Source organism: Rhodococcus sp. SMB37, from assembly GCF_004345605.1.
Lineage (GTDB): Bacteria > Actinomycetota > Actinomycetes > Mycobacteriales > Mycobacteriaceae > Rhodococcus.
In genome coordinates this window covers 109903-133656 of record NZ_SLVY01000005.1, presented here as the reverse complement: position 1 = coordinate 133656, position 23754 = coordinate 109903, and the positions used below count along the sequence as shown (strand labels likewise).

At 66.5% G+C, this 23754-nt stretch carries 21 protein-coding genes; 18 read left to right on the top strand and 3 right to left on the bottom strand.

The annotated features are described in order from the left end of the window. The first annotated feature begins 93 nt into the window (after positions 1-93). Positions 94-4065 carry a DNA-directed RNA polymerase subunit beta' gene (locus EV641_RS10080; protein WP_132471722.1) on the top strand — a complete coding sequence of 1324 codons (3972 nt, stop codon included), beginning with the start codon at positions 94-96 and terminating at the stop codon, positions 4063-4065. Positions 4066-4177: 112 nt separating this feature from the next. On the opposite strand, the gene EV641_RS10075 is transcribed toward EV641_RS10080, so the two are convergent. After that, positions 4178-4669, bottom strand: coding sequence for a histidine phosphatase family protein (locus EV641_RS10075; protein WP_132471721.1), 492 nt, complete (start codon positions 4667-4669; stop codon positions 4178-4180). Positions 4670-4840: 171 nt separating this feature from the next. Here EV641_RS10075 and EV641_RS10070 point away from each other — a divergent pair, with 171 nt between their 5' ends. The 5 genes from EV641_RS10070 to EV641_RS10050 all read left to right on the top strand — a co-directional run bounded on the left by EV641_RS10070 (position 4841) and on the right by EV641_RS10050 (position 9507). After that, complete coding sequence (locus EV641_RS10070) at positions 4841-6520, top strand: FAD-dependent oxidoreductase (protein ID WP_132471854.1); 1680 nt, start codon at positions 4841-4843, stop codon at positions 6518-6520. 152 nt (positions 6521-6672) lie between these two features. Next, positions 6673-8193 (top strand): DHA2 family efflux MFS transporter permease subunit, encoded by a 1521-nt coding sequence (locus tag EV641_RS10065; protein WP_132471720.1) that lies wholly within the window; start codon positions 6673-6675, stop codon positions 8191-8193. Between the two features lie 133 nt (positions 8194-8326). Continuing rightward, positions 8327-8767, top strand: a complete 441-nt coding sequence (locus EV641_RS10060) for a Rieske (2Fe-2S) protein (RefSeq protein WP_132471719.1) — start codon at positions 8327-8329, stop codon at positions 8765-8767. A 47-nt stretch (positions 8768-8814) separates the two neighbouring features. Continuing rightward, positions 8815-9183 carry a DUF202 domain-containing protein gene (locus tag EV641_RS10055; protein ID WP_132471718.1) on the top strand — a complete coding sequence of 123 codons (369 nt, stop codon included), beginning with the start codon at positions 8815-8817 and terminating at the stop codon, positions 9181-9183. A gap of 6 nt (positions 9184-9189) precedes the next feature. Continuing rightward, a complete protein-coding gene (locus EV641_RS10050) occupies positions 9190-9507 on the top strand; it encodes a DUF202 domain-containing protein (RefSeq protein ID WP_132471717.1) in 318 nt (105 codons plus the stop codon). Here the strand turns inward: EV641_RS10050 and EV641_RS10045 are convergent. Beyond that, complete coding sequence (locus EV641_RS10045) at positions 9499-9921, bottom strand: PaaI family thioesterase (RefSeq protein ID WP_199233202.1); 423 nt, start codon at positions 9919-9921, stop codon at positions 9499-9501. The genes EV641_RS10050 and EV641_RS10045 overlap by 9 nt on opposite strands. A 46-nt stretch (positions 9922-9967) precedes the next feature. Between EV641_RS10045 and EV641_RS10040 the strand changes: the two genes are divergently transcribed. From EV641_RS10040 to EV641_RS10000, 9 genes are all read left to right on the top strand, one after another. Then, a complete protein-coding gene (locus EV641_RS10040; RefSeq protein ID WP_132471716.1) occupies positions 9968-10897 on the top strand; it encodes a LysR family transcriptional regulator in 930 nt (309 codons plus the stop codon). A 120-nt stretch (positions 10898-11017) separates the two neighbouring features. Continuing rightward, positions 11018-11788 (top strand): SDR family oxidoreductase, encoded by a 771-nt coding sequence (locus EV641_RS10035; RefSeq protein WP_132471715.1) that lies wholly within the window; start codon positions 11018-11020, stop codon positions 11786-11788. Between the two features lie 79 nt (positions 11789-11867). Continuing rightward, a complete protein-coding gene (locus EV641_RS10030) occupies positions 11868-12659 on the top strand; it encodes a TIGR03084 family metal-binding protein (RefSeq protein ID WP_132471714.1) in 792 nt (263 codons plus the stop codon). After that, positions 12656-14383, top strand: coding sequence for an acyclic terpene utilization AtuA family protein (locus EV641_RS10025; RefSeq protein WP_132471713.1), 1728 nt, complete (start codon positions 12656-12658; stop codon positions 14381-14383). Before EV641_RS10030 ends, EV641_RS10025 begins: the two co-directional genes overlap by 4 nt. Next, positions 14380-15528 carry an acyl-CoA dehydrogenase family protein gene (locus tag EV641_RS10020; RefSeq protein WP_054720044.1) on the top strand — a complete coding sequence of 383 codons (1149 nt, stop codon included), beginning with the start codon at positions 14380-14382 and terminating at the stop codon, positions 15526-15528. The genes EV641_RS10025 and EV641_RS10020 overlap by 4 nt, the downstream gene beginning before the upstream one ends. Continuing rightward, positions 15525-17123 (top strand): carboxyl transferase domain-containing protein, encoded by a 1599-nt coding sequence (locus EV641_RS10015; RefSeq protein ID WP_132471712.1) that lies wholly within the window; start codon positions 15525-15527, stop codon positions 17121-17123. The genes EV641_RS10020 and EV641_RS10015 overlap by 4 nt, the downstream gene beginning before the upstream one ends. An 8-nt stretch (positions 17124-17131) precedes the next feature. After that, on the top strand, positions 17132-19156 hold the full coding sequence (locus EV641_RS10010; protein ID WP_054719096.1) for a biotin carboxylase N-terminal domain-containing protein: 2025 nt from the start codon (positions 17132-17134) through the stop codon (positions 19154-19156). Next, entirely contained in the window at positions 19153-20313 is a 1161-nt protein-coding gene (locus EV641_RS10005; protein WP_132471711.1) for an acyl-CoA dehydrogenase family protein, read from the top strand. Before EV641_RS10010 ends, EV641_RS10005 begins: the two co-directional genes overlap by 4 nt. A gap of 14 nt (positions 20314-20327) precedes the next feature. Next, positions 20328-21128 carry an enoyl-CoA hydratase family protein gene (locus tag EV641_RS10000; protein ID WP_132471710.1) on the top strand — a complete coding sequence of 267 codons (801 nt, stop codon included), beginning with the start codon at positions 20328-20330 and terminating at the stop codon, positions 21126-21128. A 62-nt stretch (positions 21129-21190) separates the two neighbouring features. Here the strand turns inward: EV641_RS10000 and EV641_RS09995 are convergent, their stop codons facing one another. Beyond that, positions 21191-21727, bottom strand: a complete 537-nt coding sequence (locus EV641_RS09995) for a TetR/AcrR family transcriptional regulator (RefSeq protein ID WP_241997072.1) — start codon at positions 21725-21727, stop codon at positions 21191-21193. A 103-nt stretch (positions 21728-21830) separates the two neighbouring features. On the opposite strand from EV641_RS09995, the gene EV641_RS09990 reads away from it, so the two are divergent. The 3 genes from EV641_RS09990 (at position 21831) to EV641_RS09980 (ending at position 23616) form a co-directional block, all read left to right on the top strand. Continuing rightward, positions 21831-22460 carry a TetR/AcrR family transcriptional regulator gene (locus EV641_RS09990; protein WP_054720513.1) on the top strand — a complete coding sequence of 210 codons (630 nt, stop codon included), beginning with the start codon at positions 21831-21833 and terminating at the stop codon, positions 22458-22460. 35 nt (positions 22461-22495) lie between these two features. After that, on the top strand, positions 22496-23029 hold the full coding sequence (locus EV641_RS09985; protein ID WP_132471852.1) for a DUF3558 domain-containing protein: 534 nt from the start codon (positions 22496-22498) through the stop codon (positions 23027-23029). Between the two features lie 62 nt (positions 23030-23091). Continuing rightward, positions 23092-23616 (top strand): DUF3558 domain-containing protein, encoded by a 525-nt coding sequence (locus tag EV641_RS09980; protein WP_132471851.1) that lies wholly within the window; start codon positions 23092-23094, stop codon positions 23614-23616. Positions 23617-23754: the final 138 nt, after the last annotated feature.

The following is a 23754-nucleotide window of genomic DNA, read 5'->3' as shown; positions in this document are numbered from 1 at the left end:
CCACCGAGTACACCGGGCGCGTACCGCATCGGGCCCCGGCAGCGATAGCGACAACTAGCAGCAACAAAGCCCGCACAGGGGAAAGGAAGTTACGTGCTCGACGTCAACTTCTTCGATGAACTCCGGATCGGTCTGGCCACTGCGGCCGACATCCGTAATTGGTCGTACGGCGAGGTCAAGAAGCCGGAGACCATCAACTACCGCACGCTCAAGCCCGAGAAGGACGGCCTCTTCTGCGAGAAGATCTTCGGCCCCACGCGGGACTGGGAGTGCTACTGCGGCAAGTACAAGCGTGTCCGCTTCAAGGGCATCATCTGTGAGCGCTGCGGCGTCGAGGTGACCCGCGCCAAGGTGCGCCGTGAGCGGATGGGCCACATCGAACTGGCCGCGCCCGTCACGCACATCTGGTACTTCAAGGGCGTGCCGAGCCGTCTCGGTTACCTGCTCGACCTCGCTCCGAAGGATCTCGAGAAGATCATCTACTTCGCTGCGTACGTCATCACGTCGGTCGACGACGAGCTCCGTCACAACGAGCTGTCGACGCTCGAGGCCGAGATGGAGGTCGAGAAGAAGGGTGTCGCCGATCAGCGCGACGCCGACCTCGAGGCCCGCGCACAGAAGCTCGAAGCCGACCTGGCCGAGCTCGAGGCAGAAGGCGCGAAGTCGGATGTCCGCCGCAAGGTCAAGGACGGCGGCGAGCGCGAGATGCGTCAGCTGCGCGACCGCGCTCAGCGTGAGCTCGATCGCCTCGACGAGATCTGGACGACCTTCACGAAGCTCGCCCCCAAGCAGCTGATCGTCGACGAGCTGATCTACCGCGAGCTGCAGGATCGTTACGGTGAGTACTTCACCGGCGCGATGGGTGCAGAGGCGATCCAGAAGCTCATCGAGACCTTCGACATCGACGCCGAGGCCGAGCTGCTGCGCGAGATCATCCGCAGCGGCAAGGGGCAGAAGAAGCTCCGCGCGCTCAAGCGTCTCAAGGTCGTGGCGGCGTTCGCGCAGTCCGGCAACTCGCCGATGGGAATGGTCCTCGACGCTGTTCCGGTGATCCCGCCGGAACTGCGCCCGATGGTGCAGCTCGACGGTGGCCGCTTCGCGACCTCCGACCTCAACGACCTGTACCGCCGTGTCATCAACCGGAACAACCGCCTCAAGCGGCTGATCGACCTCGGTGCTCCGGAGATCATCGTCAACAACGAGAAGCGGATGCTCCAGGAATCCGTCGACGCGCTGTTCGACAACGGTCGTCGCGGCCGGCCTGTGACGGGTCCGGGCAACCGCCCGCTCAAGTCGCTGTCCGATCTGCTCAAGGGCAAGCAGGGTCGATTCCGTCAGAACCTGCTCGGTAAGCGCGTCGACTACTCGGGCCGTTCGGTCATCGTCGTCGGCCCGCAGCTCAAGCTGCACCAGTGCGGTCTGCCGAAGCTCATGGCTCTCGAACTGTTCAAGCCGTTCGTGATGAAGCGTCTTGTGGACCTGAACCACGCGCAGAACATCAAGTCGGCCAAGCGCATGGTCGAGCGTCAGCGCCCGCAGGTGTGGGACGTCCTCGAAGAGGTCATCAGCGAGCACCCGGTGCTGCTGAACCGTGCACCTACGCTGCACCGTCTCGGCATCCAGGCGTTCGAGCCGCAGCTCGTCGAGGGTAAGGCCATCCAGCTGCACCCGCTCGTGTGTGAGGCCTTCAACGCCGACTTCGACGGTGACCAGATGGCCGTGCACCTGCCGCTGTCGGCAGAGGCTCAGGCCGAGGCACGCATCCTGATGCTGTCGTCGAACAACATTCTGTCGCCGGCATCGGGCCGTCCGCTCGCTATGCCGCGTCTGGACATGGTGACGGGTCTGTACCACTTGACCCGCCTCGTCGAGGACGCCGTGGGTGCGTACAAGCATGCCTCGGCCGACGAGCCGGAGCAGGGTGTGTACTCGTCGCCGTCCGAGGCGATCATGGCCGTCGACCGTGGCGTGCTCTCGGTGCAGGCCCCCATCCGGGTGCGTCTGTCCCAGCAGCGTCCGCCGCGCGAGATCGAGAACGAGCTGTTCCCCGAAGGCTGGCGCTACGGCGAGGAGTGGCTCGCCGAGACCACCCTCGGTCGCGTGATGTTCAACGAGCTGCTGCCCGTGAACTACGGCTTCGTCAACGACATCATGCCGAAGAAGCGTCAGGCCGGGATCATCAACGATCTCGCCGAGCGCTACCCGATGATCGTCGTCGCACAGACCGTCGACAAGCTCAAGGATGCGGGCTTCTACTGGGCCACGCGTTCGGGTGTCACCATCGCGATGTCGGACGTTCTGGTTCCGCCGGAGAAGAAGGAGATCCTCGAGCGTTACGAGGGTCAGGCCGACTCGATCCAGCGGCAGTACGACCGAGGCAAGCTGTCCGAGGACGAGCGTCGCGATTCGCTCGTCAAGCTGTGGCAGGAAGCGACCGAAGAGGTCGGCCAGGTCATGGAGGCGCACTACCCGGACGACAACCCGATCCCGACGATCGTGAAGTCCGGCGCTGCGGGCAACATGACCCAGATCCGCTCGCTGGCGGGTATGAAGGGCCTGGTGACGAACCCGAAGGGCGAGTTCATTCCTCGCCCGATCAAGTCCTCGTTCCGTGAGGGCCTGACCGTCGCCGAGTACTTCATCAACACGCACGGTGCGCGTAAGGGTCTGGCCGATACCGCTCTGCGTACCGCCGACTCGGGTTACCTGACCCGTCGTCTGGTGGACGTCTCGCAGGACGTCATCGTCCGCGAGGTCGACTGTGGTACGCCGCGTGGCATCGAGATGGTCATCGCCGAGCCCGAGCGCGACGCACAGGGCAACGAGACCGGCAAACTGGTTCGCGATGCTCACATCGAGACGAGCACGTACGCCCGCACGTTGGCGACGGACGCAATCGACGCCGCCGGCAACGTCGTCGTCGAGCGCGGATCCGACCTCGGCGATCCCGCGATCGAGGCTCTCCTCGAGGCCGGTATCCAGAAGGTCAAGGTCCGCTCGGTCCTCACCTGCGACACCGGCACTGGCGTCTGCGCGACCTGCTACGGCCGATCGATGGCGACGGGCAAGCTCGTCGACATCGGCGAGGCCGTCGGTATCGTCGCCGCTCAGTCGATCGGTGAGCCCGGTACGCAGCTGACGATGCGTACGTTCCACCAGGGTGGTGTCGGTGAGGACATCACCGGCGGTCTGCCGCGTGTCCAGGAGCTGTTCGAGGCCCGCGTCCCGAAGGGCAAGGCTCCGATCGCCGACGTCTCCGGACGCATCCGGCTCGAGGACGACGATCGTTTCTACAAGATCACGATCATCCCCGACGACGGTGGCGAAGAGGTCGTCTACGACAAGCTGTCGAAGCGTCAGCGTCTGCACGTGATCCGCAAGGCCGACGGCACCGAGGGCGTCCTCGGCGACGGCGACCACGTGGATGTCGGTCAGCAGCTCCTCGAAGGTGCTGCCGATCCGCACGAGGTGCTGCGCGTGATGGGTCCCCGCCAGGTTCAGATCCACTTGGTCCACGAGGTCCAGGAGGTCTACCGGAGCCAGGGCGTGTCGATTCACGACAAGCACATCGAGACCATCGTGCGTCAGATGCTGCGTCGCGTGACGATCATCGATTCGGGTGCGACGGAGTTCCTGCCCGGTTCGCTCGTCGAGCGCAGCGAGTTCGAGGCTGCCAACCGTCGTGTGGTCCAGGAAGGTGGCGAGCCGGCTGCCGGTCGCCCCGTCCTCATGGGCATCACGAAGGCGTCGCTGGCCACCGACTCGTGGCTGTCGGCGGCATCGTTCCAGGAGACGACCCGCGTGCTGACCGATGCGGCCATCAACTGCCGCTCGGACAAGCTGATCGGTCTCAAGGAGAACGTGATCATCGGCAAGCTGATCCCGGCCGGTACCGGCATCAACAAGTACCGGAACATCCAGGTTCAGCCGACCGAGGAGGCTCGTGCTGCCGCATACGCCATCCCGGCGTACGACGACCAGTACTACTCGCCGGACGGCTTCGGCCAGAACACCGGTGCTGCAGTGCCTCTGGATGACTACGGTTACTCCAACGACTACCGGTAGTTCGCTGCCGTAGTCACAAAGGTCCCGCCCTCTCTCTTCAGGGCGGGACCTTTGTGGTTTCCGAGGTATGTCGTAGGGGAGTGCCGCTCAGCGTGCTGTGATGATGCGACGCTCAGCGTGGGATGTGAAAGTCGGTCAGTTCGGCCCGGCCCGGCTCGAGATCGTCCCAACTGCCTCGAACGGTGAGGACCGCGAGCGCTGAGGTCGGAAACTTCTCGGAGAGTTGGTGGGCGATGTCGCTGCTGTGGTCGGTGGCCAGGCTCAATGCCGTCTCGGACAGTGACGGCTCGTGCCCGACCACGAGCAGGGTGTGAACATCCGTATCCACCGAGCCGATCTCCGCGATGACGCCTTCGGGAGTGGCTCCGTAGAGTGCCGCGCGGTAGTCGACGGGTGCGTCGATCGTCGCTTCGGCGAGGGTCTTGCGCGTGCGTGTCGCGTCGGAGCACAGCACCGCATCGATTTCAGGCAGGTTGGCTCGTATCCATCGACCGGCGAGACCTGCTTCTCGTCGGCCGCGTGGGGAGAGGGGGCGCTCGTGATCGTCCACGTCGTCCGGATACGCGGACTTCCCGTGGCGCAGCAAGATCAGGGTGCGGGTCATTGTTCCACCGTAGGGGCTGCATGCCCGAACCGGAACGCCGACGTCGACTTCCCGCTGCCCGCGCATCCGGTAGCGCCTTGCGGAGCACACGAAGGCGCGGCTACAGTCTAAGTAAATGTTACTGAGTGTTACATGAAACTTGGTTGCCGAGCCGCACCGGAGGACATCGCCATGGCCTACGTCATCACCCAGACGTGCTGTAACGACGCGAGTTGCGTCGCCGTCTGCCCGGTCAATTGCATTCACCCGACGCCCGAAGAGCGTGAGTTCAGGGCGGCCGAGATGCTGCATATCGACCCGCAGACCTGCATCGACTGCGGTGCGTGCGCGGACGCATGCCCGGTCGAAGCGATTCTTCCGGACGACAAGCTCGAACCCTCCCAGGCTCGCTTCCTCGAGATCAACGCCGACTACTACCGGACGCACCCCATGCCGGACGGCTGGAATCCCCTCGTGCCGGCTCCGGCCGCACCGCGGGACCGCGGAACTCTGCGGGTCGCCGTCGTCGGGGCCGGCCCGGCAGCCTGCTATGCGGTGCAGGAGCTGCTCGAGCGATCCGATGTCGAGGTCGAGATGTTCGATCGGCTGCCGACACCGTTCGGTCTGGTCCGCGCCGGCGTCGCGCCCGACCATCCCGGCACGAAGTCCGTCACCGAATCGTTCGAGTGGTCCTTCCGCCGCGAAGCCTTCGCGCTGCACCTCGACACCGAGATCGGTCGCGACCTCACCCACGCGGAACTGCTCGACCACCACCACGCGGTGGTGTACGCGGTGGGCGCCTCCGCCGACCGTCGTCTCGGCATTCCCGGCGAGGATCTCGCAGGCAGTCACGCCGCAACTGAGTTCGTCGCCTGGTACAACGGCCACCCCGACTACGCAGACCGCACCTTCGATCTGTCGGGTGAGCGCGCTGTGGTCGTCGGCAACGGCAACGTCGCAATCGATGTCGCCCGAATCCTCACGATGGACGTCGACGAACTCGCGCACACCGACATCGCCGACCACGCACTGGAGGCGCTGCGGCACAGCAATATCCGCGAGGTCGTCCTCCTCGGCCGCCGGGGACCCGCGCAGGCCGCGTACAGCAACCCTGAATTCCTCGCGCTCGGCGATCTGAAGGGGGTGGACGTCGTCATCGACGCGTCCGACCTGGATCTCGACGAGGCCAGTGAACGTGCAGTTGCGGACGATCCCGCCGTGGCGATGCGCGTGCAGCTCGCACGTGAGTACGCGGCGCGCGAGGTGCGGGAGGGTAATCGACGCATCGTCTTCCGCTACCACGCTGTCCCGGACGAGGTGCTCGGTGCGAGCCGCGTGGACGGCGTCCGTGTCGCGCGTACCGAGCTGGTCGAGAACTCCGAGGGTGCGCTCGTGGCGCGGGCGACCGACGACGTCGACGACGTCGATGCCGGCCTCGTGCTCCGGTCGATCGGCTATCGGGGCGTGCCCGTTCCCGGTCTGCCGTTCGACGACCGGCGCGCCGTCGTCCCCAATACCGAGGGCCGAGTCGAGACCGGCGTCTATGTCACGGGTTGGATCAAGCGTGGACCGAGTGGCGTCATCGGCACCAACAAGGGGTGCGCCAAGGAGACCGTGGCCGCGCTGCTCGCGGATTTCGACTCCGGACGGCTGACACAGCCGAGGGGTGACCGTCGAAGTCTCGGGAAACTTCTGGCCGCTCGGCGCCCCGACCGCGTCGACCTCGACGGGTGGCGGGCCATCGACGCTGCGGAACGCGCCGCCGGCCGCGCGAGCGGTCGCCCACGCATCAAGATCACGAACCGGGCGGCGCTCGTCGAACTCGGTCGTCGCCGTCGTCGCCTTCCCTTGATCGGAGCCGTGCGGCGATAAATCCGTTGGGCGCGTTGGTGCATCGTCGTTAAGATTGGCAAACGGTGCGCACGCGTTCCGGTATCTGCCACGACCACCGGCGCTCTCTCTCGCGCGGGCCTGCCACCTCGATTCCAATCAGGCGGAAGCCTATGCATTCATCGGAGTAGCCCATGACAGCGCCACCTGCAGGTTCTTCGGCCTCGGACACGAAGCTCGACGCTGCCGTCCTGAAAATCGCGTCGGTGGTGGTGCTCGGCGCCATCATGTCGATCCTCGACGTCACCGTTGTCTCCGTCGCGCTTCCGACCTTCATGTCGGATTTCCAGGCGAGCTACGCGACGGTCGCATGGACGATGACCGGCTACACCCTCGCCCTCGCCAGTGTGATTCCCCTCACTGGATGGGCGGCTGATCGGTTCGGTACCAAACGCCTCTACCTCACCGCTCTCGTCCTGTTCGTGGCCGGCTCGGTTCTGTGCAGTCTCGCGTGGGATGTCACCTCGTTGATCGGATTCCGTGTCCTCCAGGGCTTCGGCGGCGGCATGCTCATGCCCCTCGGCATGACGATCATGACGAGGGCCGCGGGTCCACAGCGCGTCGGTCGCGTCATGGCGGTCCTCGGTATCCCGATGCTCCTCGGTCCCATCGGCGGCCCCATCCTCGGTGGCTGGCTCATCGACGTGGCGAGTTGGCACTGGATCTTCCTCATCAACCTCCCGATCGGTGCCGTCGCGCTGATCACCGCCTTCGTTGTGCTCCCGAAGGATTCGCCGAAGAAATCCGAATCGTTCGACTTCGTCGGCATGCTGTTGTTGTCGCCGGGCCTTGCGCTGTTCCTCTTCGGTGTGTCGTCGCTGCCGGAGACCGGCACGGCCGCGTCGGCTCGGGTCCTCGTCCCCGGCATCGTCGGAGTCGGGCTCATCGCCGCGTTCGTGTACCACGCGGTACGCACCGACCATCCGCTCATCGACCTGAGGTTGTTCAAGAACAGGCAGCTCACCTTTGCGGTGCTCACCATGACGGTGTTCGCGATCGGCTTCTTCGGTGCCGGACTGCTGTTCCCGAGCTACTTCCTGCAGGTGCACGGTGAAACCACGCTCATGGCCGGACTCCTGCTCGCTCCGCAGGGTCTCGGCGCGATGCTCACGATGCCCATCGCGGGACAGCTCGTCGACCGCATCGGGCCGGGCAAGATCGTGCTCGTCGGTCTCGTGCTCATCATCGCGGGCATGTCGGTGTTCACGCAGGTCGGCGTCGACACCGGCTATCCGCTTCTGCTCGGCGCACTGTTCGTCATGGGTATGGGAATGGGCTGCACCATGATGCCGACGATGACAGCGGCCCTGCAGACGCTCACCGATCACAGCATCGCGCGTGGTTCGACGTTGATGAACATCGTCCAGCAGGCGGCGGGGTCGATCGGTACGGCCACGATGTCCGTGATCCTCACCAGTCGGATCATCGCCCCTGAGGGGGCACCGGAAGGGACGACCGGTCAGCCCGACGCAGAGATGCTCGCGCAGCTTCCGCCGGAGGTGCAGCAGACCGTCCTCGGTTCACTCGCCGATGCGTTCGGCGACACCTTCCTGGTGGCGATGCTCGTCATGGTGGTTGCGTTGATTCCCGCGGCGTTCCTGCCGCGAACGAAGTCGGCGCAGCCGACCGATCCGACGGCCGTCTCGGTGCACTGAGTACCGGATGCGCCGAGTACTCGACGCACCGCGTACGAAAAGTACGGGGGCCGTGACGCACGTCGCGGCCCCCGTCGCTGTCGCAGGACTACCCTGAGCCGGGACATGTCAGCGATCGGAACGGACAGTGTGAATGAGTAGCGACCTCGCCCCGGTGTCCCGGCGAGCCGTATTGTCGAGCGCAGGTACCGCGGCGGCGGCGGGAGCGCTGGTCGCGTGCGGCGCATCGACGCCGCAGGCGCCGGTGTCGGAGCCTGTCGCCACCACGACCGTGCCGCCCGGACCGGACGCGGAGGTCGTCGCCGCCGCGGCCGACGTGCCCGTCGGTAGTGGTGTGTTCCTGGAAGGGAAGCGGCTCGTCGTCACCCAGCCGACGGCAGGCGACTTCCACGCGTTCGTCGCCATCTGTACCCATCAGGGGTGCAACATCACCGATGTCGAGGACGACCTGATCGTGTGCCGATGTCACGGCAGCAAATTCGCGCTCGACGGGGTCCCGGTAGCGGGGCCCGCACAGAAACCGTTGAAGTCGCGTCCCGCGCAGATGCGTGGCACGGATGTGGTCGTCGGCTGACGGGTCGCCGCGAGGCCCGGTGAACCGAACCGGCTAGAGTCCGCCGTGTGAGGCCGATACGACGAGACCGAAGGCCGCGGGCCCTGCGCGAGGGTATCGATCCGGACCCGCGGTTCACACTGGCCAACGAACGCACCTTTCTCGCGTGGATTCGGACCGCCCTCGGCCTCATTGCCGCGGCGGTGGCGCTCGAGACCTTCGCCGGCGAAGTCATCGATCCGGTTCTGCGCACGGTGCTCACGTGCGTGTTGCTGGTGTTCGCCGTCGTGCTCGTCGTGGCCGCGGTGATGCGTTGGATCAGCGTGGAGAGCGCGATGCGCTCGGGCCTGCCATTGCCGTTCCCCTGGATCGCGTATCTGCTTGCCGGGTCGCTCGCAGTTGCCGGGATCGTTCTGGCCGTGGCGATCGTGGTGTGATCGCGCGTGCGGCACGGTGATCCCGGCCTGCAGCCCGAACGCAGTTCACTCGCGTGGCTACGCACGGAGGTCGTCCTCGGTGCGATCATCCTGGGTTTCATGCGACTGGCTCCGGGGCCGAGGTCAGTCGTGGCCGCGATCGGGCTGGTATGCCTGGTCCCGGTGCTGGTGCTGTTGTTCACTGCCCGGGAAGGGCACCGCGCGCGAGTGCGCGGAATGGAGCGCGGCAGCGGCACCTATTTCTTGTGGCGCAACCTGCTGCTCGCCGGCACCGTTGCGGTGCTCGGGAGCTGTGCTCTGGTTCTGATACTGCTCTCAGCGTGAAACCTCGATCAGCCGGGCGCCGCCCTGGGCCGCCGCGCACACCTTCTCGGAGCCGTCCTCTGCGACCACGACGATCTCGCATCGGCACAGTGCCTGGCGTTTCGTGGATTCCACGACGTGGGCGCGGGCGCGCAGCAGAGTGCCCTGCGCGGGCCGCAGATAGTCGATGGTGAAGCCTGTCGTGACGATCGACGGTCCGAGTGCGGTGCCGGCGGCGAACGTGATCGCGTTGTCCGCGGCATACGACAGGACCCCGCCGTGCGCGAACCCGAACTGCTGAAGCAGTTCGGATCGCAGCGGTATCTCGAGCGACACTCCGTCCGGGCCGTAGGCCGACAGGCGTGCGCCGATCAGCGTGCTGAACGGTTGCGCGGCGAGAACGTCCCGGGCCTGATCGATACCGAATGACGACATGCCCGCATTCTGCCTCAGCGGCCGAGTCCTGACATATCGTTCCTGCATGACCGAATGGCCGGATCTCGCAGCACTGGAGCTTCTCGTCGGCATCGACGACCACGGAGGCCTCGGGGCCGCGGCCAGAATGGTGGGGATTGCACAACCGAATGCCACACGATCGGTCCGGCGCCTCGAGAAGCAACTGGGTGCCGCGCTCGTGAAGCGCGGCCGGTCCGGATCGGTCCTCACCCCGGAGGGCACGGTGGTCGCGCACTGGGCCAGGGAGGTTCTCGCCGACGCGCACCGACTGCTCGACGCGGCCGCCGCCTTGAGCGCCGAGCATCATCCCGAACTCGTGGTCGCGTCCTCGATGACCGTCGCGGAACACCTGATCCCACGATGGCTCGGTGCGTTCCGCGCGGTCCACGATGACGCCCAGATCCAACTGCAGGTGCACAACTCGATGCAGGTGTGCGACATCGCGGCGGCCGGGGGATGCGACGTCGGGTTCGTAGAGGGGCCCAGCGTCCCCACCGGTCTGCAGAGGGTGGAAGTCGCGCGCGACGAGCTGGTCGTCGTGGTGGCACCGGGCCATCCGTGGGCGCGTCGCCGTCGACCGCTCACCGTGGCCGAACTCGCCGCAACACCGTTGGTGGTCCGTGAAGAGGGATCCGGGACGCGCCGCACACTCGATCTCGCACTGCAGGAGTACTCACGACCGGCCCCGCTGCTCGAACTCGGCAGCGGCGCAGCGGTGCGGACGAGTGCGCTCGGCGGCGTCGGGCCCGCGGTGCTCAGCAACCTTGCCGTCGCCGACCATGTCGAGTCGGGCCAACTGCGGGTGGTGGCGGTCGAGGAACTCGACCTGTCCCGGGTACTGCGTGCGGTGTGGCGGCCTCCACGCGTGCTCGAGGGACTCGCCGGCGAACTCCTGCGTATGATCGTCCGGTCTCGGCAGGCCGGACCGGTTCGGGGTCGCACCACCGGATCGTGACGCGCGGCCGTTCCGGACCGTCGGCAGGAATGACCGCTGTGCGGGACTCGCTCTCGACACCCGTTGGCCGGTCGGTACGGTCACCGCAGCTCGCATCGACCGCCATCGAGAGGATGCTGCATGGAGAACAGCGAGAGTTCTCGGAGGACCGTGCTGGTGACCGGCGGGACGGGTGGGATCGGCGCGGAGATCTGCCGCTCGTTCGCCGCCGATGGGTACGACGTCGCATTCACATTTCGTAGTCGGGCACAGGTCGCCGAGCAGCTGGCCGGAGACCTCACCGATCTCGGAGCAACGGTCGCATACGACACGCTCGATCTGACGGATCCGGACGCAACTGCCCGGTGGATCGGTTCCGCGACGGAGAAATTCGGCGGATTCGGCACGATCGTGCACAGTGCGGGACCGCAGGTTCCGATGGTGCACTTGTCCGCGGTGTCACCTGCTCGGTTCGGCGGGGCCGTCGATGCCGAGGCGAAGGCCTTCTTCAACCTGATCTCCGCGGGCCTGCCCGAACTCCGTCGGTCGTCCGGATCCGTCGTCGCGGTGACGACCGCGGCGACGACCCGATATCCGGTGCGCGATGGGTTGTCCGCGGGGCCGAAGGCCGCGGTCGAGTCGCTCGCACGCGGATTTGCCGCCGAGGAGGGGCGCTTCGGAGTCCGCTTCAACTGCGTCGGGCCGGGCATGCTGGTCGACGGGATGGCCGATCGACTCATCTCGTCCGGCGAGCTCGACGACCGCGCCCTCGAGGTGACCAAGGCAAACATCCCGCTGCGCAGATTCGGGACGGCCATCGACATCGCCGAGGCGGTGCTGTTCCTCGCGTCGGAGAAGGCGGGGTTCATCACCGGTCAGAAGCTCGACGTGGACGGCGGCTACGGAGTCTGACGGTGGCCGGCGGTGAGCGCTCCCGATAAAACAATCATGACTGCTTGATTTTGCGGACGCGGCATGTGACGCTGATCGCATGGCGGACCTGCCCGAGCTTTTCGACGATCTGCGCGCCGAAGGCGATGCCCTCGACGCTCTCGTGACCGACCTGTCCGACGACGACTGGCGGCGCCCCACTCCGGCTGCCGGATGGACCGTGGCGCACCAGATAGGCCACCTGCTGTGGACCGACCGTGCGGCACTCACCGCCGTCGACGCCCCGGACTCCTTCGTCGCCGAACTCGAAAACGTCGCCGACCCCACCACATTCGTGGACGAAGGTGCCGCCGAGTATGCGGCGCTGCCGCCGCAGGAGTTACTCGCCGACTGGCGGCACTGTCGCGAATCCCTCGGCCGTGCTCTCGCCGAGGTCCCGACAGGGGTGAAGATCCCGTGGTACGGACCACCCATGTCCGCGGCCTCGATGGCGACCGCGCGGCTCATGGAAACCTGGGCACACGCAGGTGACGTCGCGGCGGCGGTCGGGTTGGTACCCCGGCCGACGCAGCGCCTGCGACACGTCGCGCACCTCGGTGTCCGTACCCGCGACTTCGCCTTCGTGATCAACGATCGTGCGGTTCCGGTCGAGTCGTTCCACGTCGAACTCGCCGCACCCGACGGCGGCACCTGGGAGTGGGGGCCTGCCGATGCCGCGCAATCGGTGACCGGGTCCGCTGAGGACTTCTGCCTGCTCGTCACGCAGCGCGTGCACCGCGCCGACACCGCGCTCATCGCGCACGGGCCGGACGCCGACGCCTGGCTCGACATCGCGCAGGCATTCGCAGGGCCGCCCGGGTCCGGACGCGAACAGGGTGGGGGAGCGCAATGAATCGGCAGCGACCCGCCGTGGTCCGGATCGGTAACTGCTCCGGTTTCTACGGAGACCGCCTGTCGGCGATGCGCGAAATGCTCGAGGGCGGCGAACTCGACTATCTCACCGGCGACTATCTCGCGGAACTGACCATGCTGATTCTCGGCCGCGATCGCATGAAGGATCCCGCGGCGGGCTACGCCAAGACCTTCCTGCGCCAAGCCGAGGAGTGCATGGGTCTCGCACTGGACAAGGGAGTGCGCCTCGTCGCGAATGCCGGCGGCCTCAACCCCGCGGGTCTCGCTGCCGCGCTGCGAGATCTCGCAGGCACGGTCGGTCTCACTCCGCGCATCGCCCACGTCGAAGGTGACGACCTCATCGCCCGAGTCGACGAACTCGGCCTGACCACCGACCCCCCGCCGCTCACTGCGAACGCGTATCTCGGTGCGTGGGGAATCGTGGAATGCCTGAACGCGGGCGCCGACATCGTCGTCACCGGACGTGTCACCGACGCCTCCGTCATCGTCGGTCCCGCCGCGGCTCACTTCGGTTGGGCACGAGACGATTTCGATGCGCTCGCGGGTGCTGTTGCTGCGGGGCACGTCATCGAATGCGGTACCCAGGCGACAGGCGGTAACTACGCCTTCTTCGCCGAACTCGACAACCTCGACCGCCCGGGATTCCCGATCGCCGAGATCGAGGCAGACGGCTCGTCGACGATCACCAAACACCCCGGAACCGGTGGCGCTGTCACTGTGGGAACGGTGACAGCGCAACTGCTGTACGAGGTCACGGGCGGACGCTATGCGGGTCCGGATGTCACCACGCGGATCGACACCGTCTACCTCGAACAGGTCGGATCCGACCGCGTGAAGCTCACGGGAGTGCGGGGCGAGGCGCCGCCTCCCGCACTCAAGGTGTGCCTCAACGCGCTCGCGGGATTTCACAACCAGGTCGAATTCGTTCTCACCGGCCTCGACATCGAGGCCAAGGCGCAACTCATGCAGCGCCAGGTGGAGGCGAATCTGCCGACCCGCCCAGCTGAATTGGAATGGACACTCGCCCGCACCGACCACCCCGATGCCGACACCGAGGAAGCTGCGAGTGCGCTGCTGCGCTGCACGGTGCGTGATCCCGACCCGAAGGTCGTCGGACGCGGATTCACTGCCACTGCTGTGGAGTTCGCACTCGCCGGATATCCCGGGTTGTCGCTGACCGCGCCCCCCGGCTCCGGAAGCGCCTACGGCGTGTACACCGCGGGGTTCGTCGATGCCGGAGATGTTCCGCATGTCGCCGTGCTACCGGACGGCGCCCGAGTCGAGGTGCCGCAGGCCGGCCGGACCGGGGCACTCGACGCACTCGGCGCCCCCGACCTGCCCGCCCCCTGGCCGGAGGGCCCCACGCGTCGCGGTCCGCTCGGAGCGGTGGCGGGTGCGCGCAGCGGAGACAAGGGCGGCGACGCCAACATCGGCGTGTGGGTACGCAGCGACGACGAATGGCGTTGGTTGGCACACGCTCTCACCGTCGACCTCATCAAGACTCTACTTCCCGAAACCGCACCACTGAAGGTCACGCGCCACCTGCTGCCGAATCTGCGGGCCGTCAATTTCGTGATCGAAGGCATCCTCGGCCGCGGTGTGGCATCCCGCGCGAGATTCGACCCGCAGGCCAAGGGTCTCGGCGAATGGTTGCGAGCCCGTCACCTCGAAATCCCGATTGCCTTCCTGGAGGAACACACGTGAGCATCTGGAACAGTCCCGAGCGCCGTGCATTGCGCGAGACCGTCACCGGCTTCGTCGAACGCGACGTCCTGCCGTATCTCGACGAATGGGAGCGCGACGGTGAACTTCCGCGTGAACTCCACAAGAAGACGGCTGCGCTCGGGCTGCTCGGAGTGGGCTTTCCCGAAGAGGTCGGTGGCTCCGGCGGAGACGGCGCCGACACCCTCACCGTCTGCGAAGCATTCCACGAGGCCGGAGCCTCCGGCGGCGCATTCGCGTCGTTGTTCACCTGTGGTATCGCTCTTCCCCACCTGATCGCCGCGGGGGACCCGGACCAGATCGACCGATGGGTGAAGCCCACGCTCGCGGGTGAGCTCATCGGGTCGCTCGCAATCACCGAGCCCGGCGGCGGCTCCGACGTCGGGAACCTGACCACCACCGCGGTGCGCGACGGCGACCATTACATCGTCAACGGTGCGAAGACGTACATCACGTCGGGCTGCCGCGCCGATTTCGTCGTCACCGCCGTCCGGACCGGTGGGTCGGGCGCAGGTGGCGTCTCGCTGCTCGTGGTCGAAAAGGGAACACCGGGCTTCACGGTCTCCCGCAAACTCGACAAGATGGGCTGGCGCGCATCCGACACGGCCGAACTGTCCTTCGTCGACGTTCGCGTACCGGCTACCAACCTCGTGGGCGCCGAGAACTCGGGCTTCGTCCAGATCGCCCAGGGCTTCGTGTCCGAGCGCATCGCGCTTGCCGCCCAGGCGTACTCGGGTGCTCAGAGGTGCCTCGACCTCACGGTCGCGTGGTGCCGCGACCGGGAGACGTTCGGTCGACCGTTGATCACCCGGCAAGCAGTGCAGCGCACCCTGTCCGACATGACGCGCCGGATCGACGTCGCCCGGGTCTATTCACGGGTAGTCGCGGAGCGGGCGCTAGGAGGAGACCAGGACCTCATCGCCGAGGTGTGCTTCGCGAAGAACACCGCGGTCGAAGCAGGGGAGTGGGTGGCACACCAGGCGGTCCAGCTGTTCGGCGGGCTCGGCTACATGGCCGAGTCCGAAGTGGAACGCCAATACCGCGACATGCGTATTCTCGGCATCGGCGGTGGCACCAGCGAGATCCTCATCGAACTCGCCGCGAAGCGATTGGGGTACCACGGATGAGTACATTGGCCTCCATTGTCGACCCCGGATCCGCCGACTACGGTGCTGCCGCCGACGCGATGCGCGCCCGCCTCGCCGAGATCGATGGCGAACATGCCAAGGCGCTCGCGGGTGGTGGCGAGAAGTACGTCCGGCGCCACCACGATCGTGGCAAGCTCCTGGCGCGAGAGCGGATCGAGCTGCTGATCGACCCCGACTCGCCGTTCCTCGAACTCTCGCCACTCGCGGCCTGGGGAACCGAATTTCCCGTGGGCGCCGGCGTGGTCACGGGTATCGGCGTCGTGGAGGGTGTCGAATGTGTGATCGTCGCCAACGACCCGACCGTGCGCGGCGGCACCAGCAACCCATGGACCCTTCGGAAGAGCTTGCGTGCCAACGATATCGCGCTGCAGAACCGGATTCCGCTGATTTCGCTGGTGGAATCGGGTGGTGCCGATCTGCCCACGCAGAAGGAGGTGTTCATCCCCGGCGGACGCCTCTTCCGTGATCTCACCCGGCTGTCTGCCGCCGGTATCCCGACCGTCGCCCTGGTCTTCGGCAACTCCACTGCGGGCGGTGCCTACATACCGGGCATGTCGGATCACGTCGTCATGATCAAGGAACGCTCGAAGGTGTTCCTGGCGGGGCCCCCGCTCGTGAAGATGGCCACGGGCGAGGAGTCGGACGACGAGGCACTCGGCGGCGCCGAGATGCACGCCCGCACGTCCGGCCTCGCCGACTACTTCGCGATCGACGAACACGACGCGCTACGAATCGGGCGCAGTATCGTGCGGCGGCTCAACCACCGCAAGCAGGGCCCCGCGGCCGTGCCGAACGTGCCCGAACCCCGATACGACGCCGAGGAACTGCTCGGGATCGTCCCCGACGACCTCAAGCGCCCCTTCGATCCGCGCGAGGTGATCGCCAGGATCGTCGACGACTCCGACTTCGACGAATTCAAACCCCTGTACGGGTCGTCGCTCGTGACAGGGTGGGCGCAACTGCACGGATTCCCTGTGGGCATCCTCGCCAATGCCCGCGGAGTGCTGTTCAGTGAGGAATCGCAGAAGGCCGCGCAGTTCATCCAACTCGCCAATCGTGCGAACACGCCACTGTTGTTCCTGCACAACACTACCGGTTATATGGTGGGCCGGGAGTACGAGGAACGCGGGATGATCAAACACGGCGCGATGATGATCAACGCGGTCGCCAACTCGACCGTGCCGCATATCTCGATCCTGCTCGGTGCCTCGTACGGCGCGGGTCACTACGGGATGTGCGGACGCGCCTTCGACCCGCGGTTCCTCTTCGCATGGCCGAGCGCGCGATCCGCGGTGATGGGTGGCGCACAACTCGCCGGTGTCATCTCGATCGTCGGCCGCGCCGCCGCCGAGGCCCGCGGCCAGGCGTTCGACGAAGCGGCGGACGACGCGATGCGCGCCGCGATCGAGAACCAGATCGAGGCCGAATCGCTACCGATGTTCCTGTCGGGACGCCTGTACGACGACGGGATCATCGATCCCCGAGACACCCGCACCGTGGTGGGCATGTGCCTCTCGGCCATCGCCACCGCACCGATCGAAGGCGCCGGCGGCTTCGGCGTCTTCCGGATGTGAGGCAGACAGTGAACGACACGACCTTCGACACCGTGCTCGTAGCCAACCGAGGAGAGATCGCCCGCCGGGTGTTCGCTTCGTGCCGTCGCGCGGGTCTCGGCACCGTCGCGGTGTTCTCCGACGCAGACTCCGGGAGTCCGCACGTCGCTGATGCCGACGCTGCCGTCCGGTTGCCGGGCGTCGCACCGTCCGAGACGTACCTGAGGTCAGACGCCGTCATCGCCGCCGCGCACGCAGCGGGAGCGGACGCGATCCATCCCGGATACGGATTCCTCTCCGAGAACGCTGATTTCGCACAGTCGGTCGTCGACGCAGGTCTGGTGTGGATCGGACCGCGTCCCGACTCCATTTCCCGAATGGGGTCGAAGGTCGAGGCGAAGAAGCTCATGGCCGACGCCGGGGTCCCTGTCCTTGCGGAACTCGACCCCGCCCGAGTCACCGACGCCGATCTGCCGGTGCTCATCAAGGCCTCCGCCGGTGGTGGTGGACGCGGCATGCGGATCGTGCGGTCGGCGGACGAACTGCCTGCGCAACTCGACGCCGCCCGCCGTGAAGCGGAATCGGCATTCGGCGATCCGACGGTGTTCTGCGAGCGCTATCTCGAAACCGGACGGCACATCGAGGTGCAGGTCCTCGCCGATCGGCACGGCACCGTGTGGACCGTCGGCGAGCGAGAATGCTCGATTCAGCGCAGGCACCAGAAGGTGGTCGAGGAAGCACCCTCTCCTCTGGTCGAGTCGGTTCCCGGCATGCGTGAGCACCTGTTCGACGCTGCCCGCCGCGCCGCCGAAGCCATCGGCTACGAAGGCGCGGGCACCGTCGAGTTCCTCGCATCCGGTGAATCGGGGGAGTTCTACTTCCTCGAGATGAACACCCGCCTGCAGGTCGAGCACCCCGTCACAGAATGCGTGACCGGCCTCGACCTGGTCGATCTGCAACTGCATATCGGCGCAGGAGGTCGACTCACCCCCGAAGCGCCCCCGGTCCGGGGCCATTCGATCGAGGTCCGGCTCTACGCCGAGGACCCCGCCCACGACTGGCAGCCGCAGACCGGTGTCGTTCACCGGATCGCGGTGCCGGGAACGGACATCGAATTCGAGGTACTGCGCAGCACCGGGATCCGTCTGGACTCGGGCGTCGTCGACGGATCGCACGTGGGGATCCACTACGACGCGATGCTCGCCAAGGTGATCTCTTACGCACCGACGCGGACTCAGGCTGCGCGGCTGCTTGCCAAGGCCCTCGTGGGGGCCGAGATCCACGGCGTCCGCACGAACCGAGACCTGCTGGTCAACGTCCTGCGGCATCCCGCGTTCAGCGCGGGCGACACAGACACCGCGTTTTTCACCACCTACGGTCTCCCCGCGTTGTCGGAACCGGTCGCGGGCCCGGAGACGGAGGCGATCTCGGCTCTGGCCGCCACTCTCGCGGACTCCGAACGCAACCGCGCCGCCGCAACTGTCGATGCGGGACTGCCCACCGGATGGCGAAATCTGACGTCGGCGCCGCAGGTCAAGACGTTCGGCGGGATCCACGGCGAGCACGAGATCCGCTACCGCCGTACTCGGAACGGGCTGGTAGCCGAAGATTTCACCGACGTCGTCGCCGTCGAATGCGCTCCGAACCGTGTTGTCCTCGACCGAGGCGGCGTGCGCCGTGTGTTTGCCGTCGCTCGGTACGGCGACACCGTGTACGTCGACTCGTCCCTCGGGCCGGTGCGACTGGACGTGGTGCCCCGATTCACCGACCCCGCATCGCATCGCGCGGTGGGCTCACTGCTCGCTCCGATGCCGGGATCGGTGATCAGACTCGGTGCGGCTCTCGGCGACACCGTCGCCGTAGGCCAGCCCGTTCTGTGGCTCGAGGCGATGAAGATGGAGCACACCGTCACCGCGCCCGGAGCCGGGACACTCACCGAACTCAACGTCGACGTCGGTTCACAGGTCGATGTAGGCACAGTGCTGGCCGTGGTGTCCAGCGAAGATCAGCCGTCGGACGAAGAACAATCCGTAACCTCAGGAGTAGGCGAATGATCGTCACCGAATCCGAAGAACAGCAGGCACTCCGATCGTCCGTGGCGGCTCTGGCGCAGCGCTACAACTACGTCGACTATGTGCTGCCGAAATCGCGCAGACACGAGCCTCTGACCGAATTGTGGTCGGAGGCATCGAAACTCGGATTCCTCGGCGTGAACCTTCCCGAGGAGTACGGTGGCGGCGGTGCCGGAATCTACGAATTGGCCCTGGTGCAGGAGGAACTCGCCGCGCACGGATGCGGCCTCCTGCTCGTGGTGGTGTCGCCGGCCATCTGCGGAACCATCATCTCCAAGTACGGAACCTCCGGCCAGAAGCAGCAGTGGTTGCCCGGGCTCGCCGACGGATCGAAGATCATGGCGTTCGGAATCACCGAAGCCGACGCGGGTTCCAACTCCCACAAGATCGGCACCGTCGCCAAGCGTGACGGCGACGACTGGATCCTGTCGGGCAACAAGGTGTTCATCTCCGGCGTCGACCAGGCGGACGCCGTACTCATCGTCGCTCGCACCGAGGATGCCGCCAGTGGAAAGCTTCGTCCCGCACTGTTCATCGTGCCCACCGAGACCGCCGGGTTCGTCAAGACCCCGATGGAGATGGACATCATCGAACCCGACCGGCAGTTCGCGCTCTTCCTCGACGACGTCCGCCTTCCCGCGGACGCACTCGTGGGTGAACCCGATGCGGCGCTCGCGCAGTTGTTCGCCGGACTCAATCCCGAACGCATCCTCGGTGCCGCAATGGCCGTCGGTATGGGTCGCTACGCGCTCGATGCTGCAGTGAAGTACGCCAACGAACGCACCGTGTGGAAGGAACCGATCGGTGCGCATCAGGGCATCGCACATCCACTGGCGCAGCGCAAGATAGAGGTCGAACTCGCCAAGTTGATGATGCAGAAGGCCGCGTCGCTCTACGACAGTGGTGACGACTTCGGTGCAGCGGAGGCCGCGAACATGGCCAAATACGCTGCGGGTGAGGCCGCGATCGCAAGCCTGGACCAGGCCATCCAGACTCATGGCGGAGGAGGGCTCACCCAGGAGTACGGCCTAGCGGCGATGCTCGGCGCCGCCAGGATTGCACGGGTGGCCCCCGTCAGTCGCGAGATGATCCTGAATTTCGTGTCGCAGCACACGCTGGGACTGCCACGCTCATACTGAGACAGGGGAATTCGATGACGTCCACCGAACCCGCGGAGCCGTTCGTTCGCTACGACGTCGCGCACGGTGTCGCGACACTGACATTGGACTCGCCGCACAACCGCAACGCCCTGTCGTCGACCCTGATGCGTCAACTGCGGCAAGGACTCGACGACGCGGCCACGGACCCTCACGTGCGCTCGATCGTCCTCACACACGCCGGCGGAACATTCTGTGCCGGAGCGGATCTTCGTGAGGCCGGCCGGACAGGTTCGGGAGGGACGCCCGCAGCGGTGGCAGCAGACCGCACCCATGCGATGACCGACCTGCTGCGACAGATCCTCGAAACACCCAAACCCGTTGTCGGGCAGATCGACGGCCATGTCCGGGCCGGTGGGATGGGGATCGTCGGTGCGTGCGACGTCGTGGTCGCGGGTCCGCGCACCACTTTCGCGCTCACCGAGGCGCGCCTGGGGCTGGCGGCTTCGATCATCTCCCTCACGGTGTTACCGCGACTGTCACCGCGGGCCGCCTCGCGGTATTTCCTCACCGGGGAGCGCTTCGGTCCGGAAGTGGCGCTCGCACATGGGCTGGTGACGATCGCCGCCGACGACCCTGCCGACACCGTCGCGGAACTGCTCGCCGAGTTCCGCGAGTGCTCACCACAGGGGCTCGCGGAGTCGAAGCGGCTGCTCACCCGGCAGATCCTCGAGGAGTTCGATCGGCACAGCGGCGACCTCGCCGCACAATCGGCCCGGCTGTTCGGTTCGGATGAGGCGGTCGAGGGGATGACGGCCTTCCTTCAGCGGAGACCACCGTCGTGGGCCCGGCCGTGACGAACCGGTCGCGGGGTCGCTCGGCTGGGCCGCTGGGGCCGCAGGGCCTGGGCCTGTCGGACTCAGCGCTCCGCGGTAGCCAGCAGTTCGCGCAGAATTCGTTGGAGTCCCCACCCCAGCGTGTCCGGTTCGGGCAGCGGGACCGTCTGCTGGTAACCGACGAGGCAGTAGAGCGCCGTGCGAGCGAAGCCCTCGGCGACCTCACCTGCGCCCAGGATCGCCGACGTGGCCTCCACCACCACCAGATACCGCTGGTAATCGACGGTGGCCTGCACCGAACGCACTTCCGCGTCGGTATGCGCCCATCCTCGGATCGACGATTCGGCGCTGTGGGGGAGCCCACACGCGAATTCGATCAGCATCTCGAGGCGTCGGACCGGGGAGGCTTCGAGGCGCGCTGTCGCGACGAGCCGGATCGTCTGCCGTTCGAGCCAGTTCTCGAGAAACTCCTTGCGGAACTGCGCCCAGCTGGCGAAGTAGTTGTAGAACGACCCCGTTGTGACGTCGAGGTGTGCACACAATTGCGCCTGCTTGAGCGCCCCGTAATCGTTCGACGAGAGAAGTTCGATCGCAGCGTCGAAATAGTCCTCGCGTCTCACCAACGTTGCCACAGTGAAACTGCCCTTCTGTCTCGTCCTGGGGTACGAGTGTACGGAGCCGTGATAGCCACAGACGGTCTCGGGACCAGGAGAATGCACTTCGATGACGCGCGAACCGAAGCAGGACCGAAGCAGAGCGACACGTCTACGTCTGCTCGAGGCCACCATCGACACTCTGGCCGAATCCGGCTGGGCTGCGACGACGGTCGGAGTCGTCGCGCAGCGCGCGGGTGTCTCACGCGGCGCAACGCAACACCATTTCCGGACCCGGGAGGACCTCATCACCGCGGCGCTCGAGTTCATGTTCGACAGTCGTATGGATCAGGTCTGCGATGAGAACCTCGACGTCGCCTCCGGCGTCGCGCACACCGAGCGGGTGGTCGCGGGCATCATCGAGCAGTACTCCGGAACCCTGTTCAAGGCGGCGTTGCAGGTGTGGACGGCGGCCGCCGCCGATCCCGCTCTGCGTGAACGCATCGTTCCCCTCGAAGAACGGTTCGGGCGGGTCGCGCACCGTGCCGCGATCGAACAACTCGGAGCCGATGATTCCGACCCCGTCGTCCACCGCATGGTCCAGGCGACCCTCGACCTGGCACGTGGACTGGGTCTCGCGGATGTGCTGACCGATGATTCGCGCCGACGCGCCGAAATCGTGCGGCACTGGGCAGCTCAGCTCGACGCCATCCTGGTCGATGCGCGAGGTCGACAAGCGAGCGGACGTACGGCTGGGTAGTGTCTGTGCACATGCCTGTCGAGGGGAACGGGAGGATGCCGACGATCGTGGCGATGGCCGCGCTCGCCGCAGTGTTCGTGACGGGGTGTGGATCATCGGACGATGATGGGCGCGGTGGTGCCCCCGAGACCACTGCGCTGCAGGTCACCGAGCCCGGGCCATTCTTCGGCGAGTGCGGTTCGATCTCGGACGACGAAGTCGAAGCGGCGTTCGCGCTGGGGGAATTCTCCGCGGTCACCCGAAACTCTGTGGGATGCGAGTGGGAGACCTACGTCGGTGGCCCGAGCGTGAGCTTCTCGTGGTATCGGGGCAGCCCGATCGGCCGAGAGCGTGCGGGTTCGGATCTGATCGGCCGGCCTGCGGCGGACGTCGAGGTCGGCGGCCGTCCCGGATTCATGGGGTCCGCTCAGAACGAATTGGGCCAGACCGTCCTGTGCGAGATCGGTGTGGATTTCGGTGGCGATTTCATCCACTGGTCCGTGACGTACGCGAACTTCACGCCTACGGCCGACTCGTGCGCCGTCGCGCGGGACCTCGCCGAACTGAGCGTGGAGAGGGCGCAGTCATGAGAGCGGACCCGCACACGACCGGCGGCTCGCACACAGCCTCCGTGTACCCCAGGTCTCGTCGGATGGTCCTGGGCGTCGTCATGCTCTGCACCACCCTGCTGTTGGTCGCCGGGTGCGCGCGCAGCATCGAAGGCCGCGCGGTGCCGCAGGGTGCGGGAGGCGGGCCGGGGCTGTCGGCGGAGTTCACGAAGTTGCTCACCGAGTGCGACGCCGTCGCCGACGAGAAGATCGCGGAGACGGTGGGTGCGGCAGCGGTGTACCGAGGGTTCTTCGGCGCCATCTGCCGCTGGGAGGGGGGCGGTCCGACGGGCGTAGTGAAAGTCACGTTCAACTGGTTCGAGACCGGATCACTCGATCATGAGCGCAAGGCGGGGGAAGAGCTCGGCTACACGGTCGAGAACACCACCGTCGAAGGTAGACGAGCCCTGCAGATGCGCAGGCCGAACGACCCGATGTCCTGTGGTGTTTCCGCCGGCGCAGCGACCACGGGGATCTTCGGATGGTGGGTGCAGTACACGGCCGGTGGAGCGGACCCGTGTGAGGCTGCTGCTACGTTGGCACGGCTCACCCTCAACCTCAGCAGTTGACTTCTCGCTCTCGCCGCGCGACGTGCGCGGTCATTCGTCGCGTCTCGCTTTGACCGCATGCGCCGCCGCCGGGTATCGTTGTGGGTCGTGTCCGGCATGCCCGGACCGATCTGTGTGCCTATGCGAGGCGATGCCGTA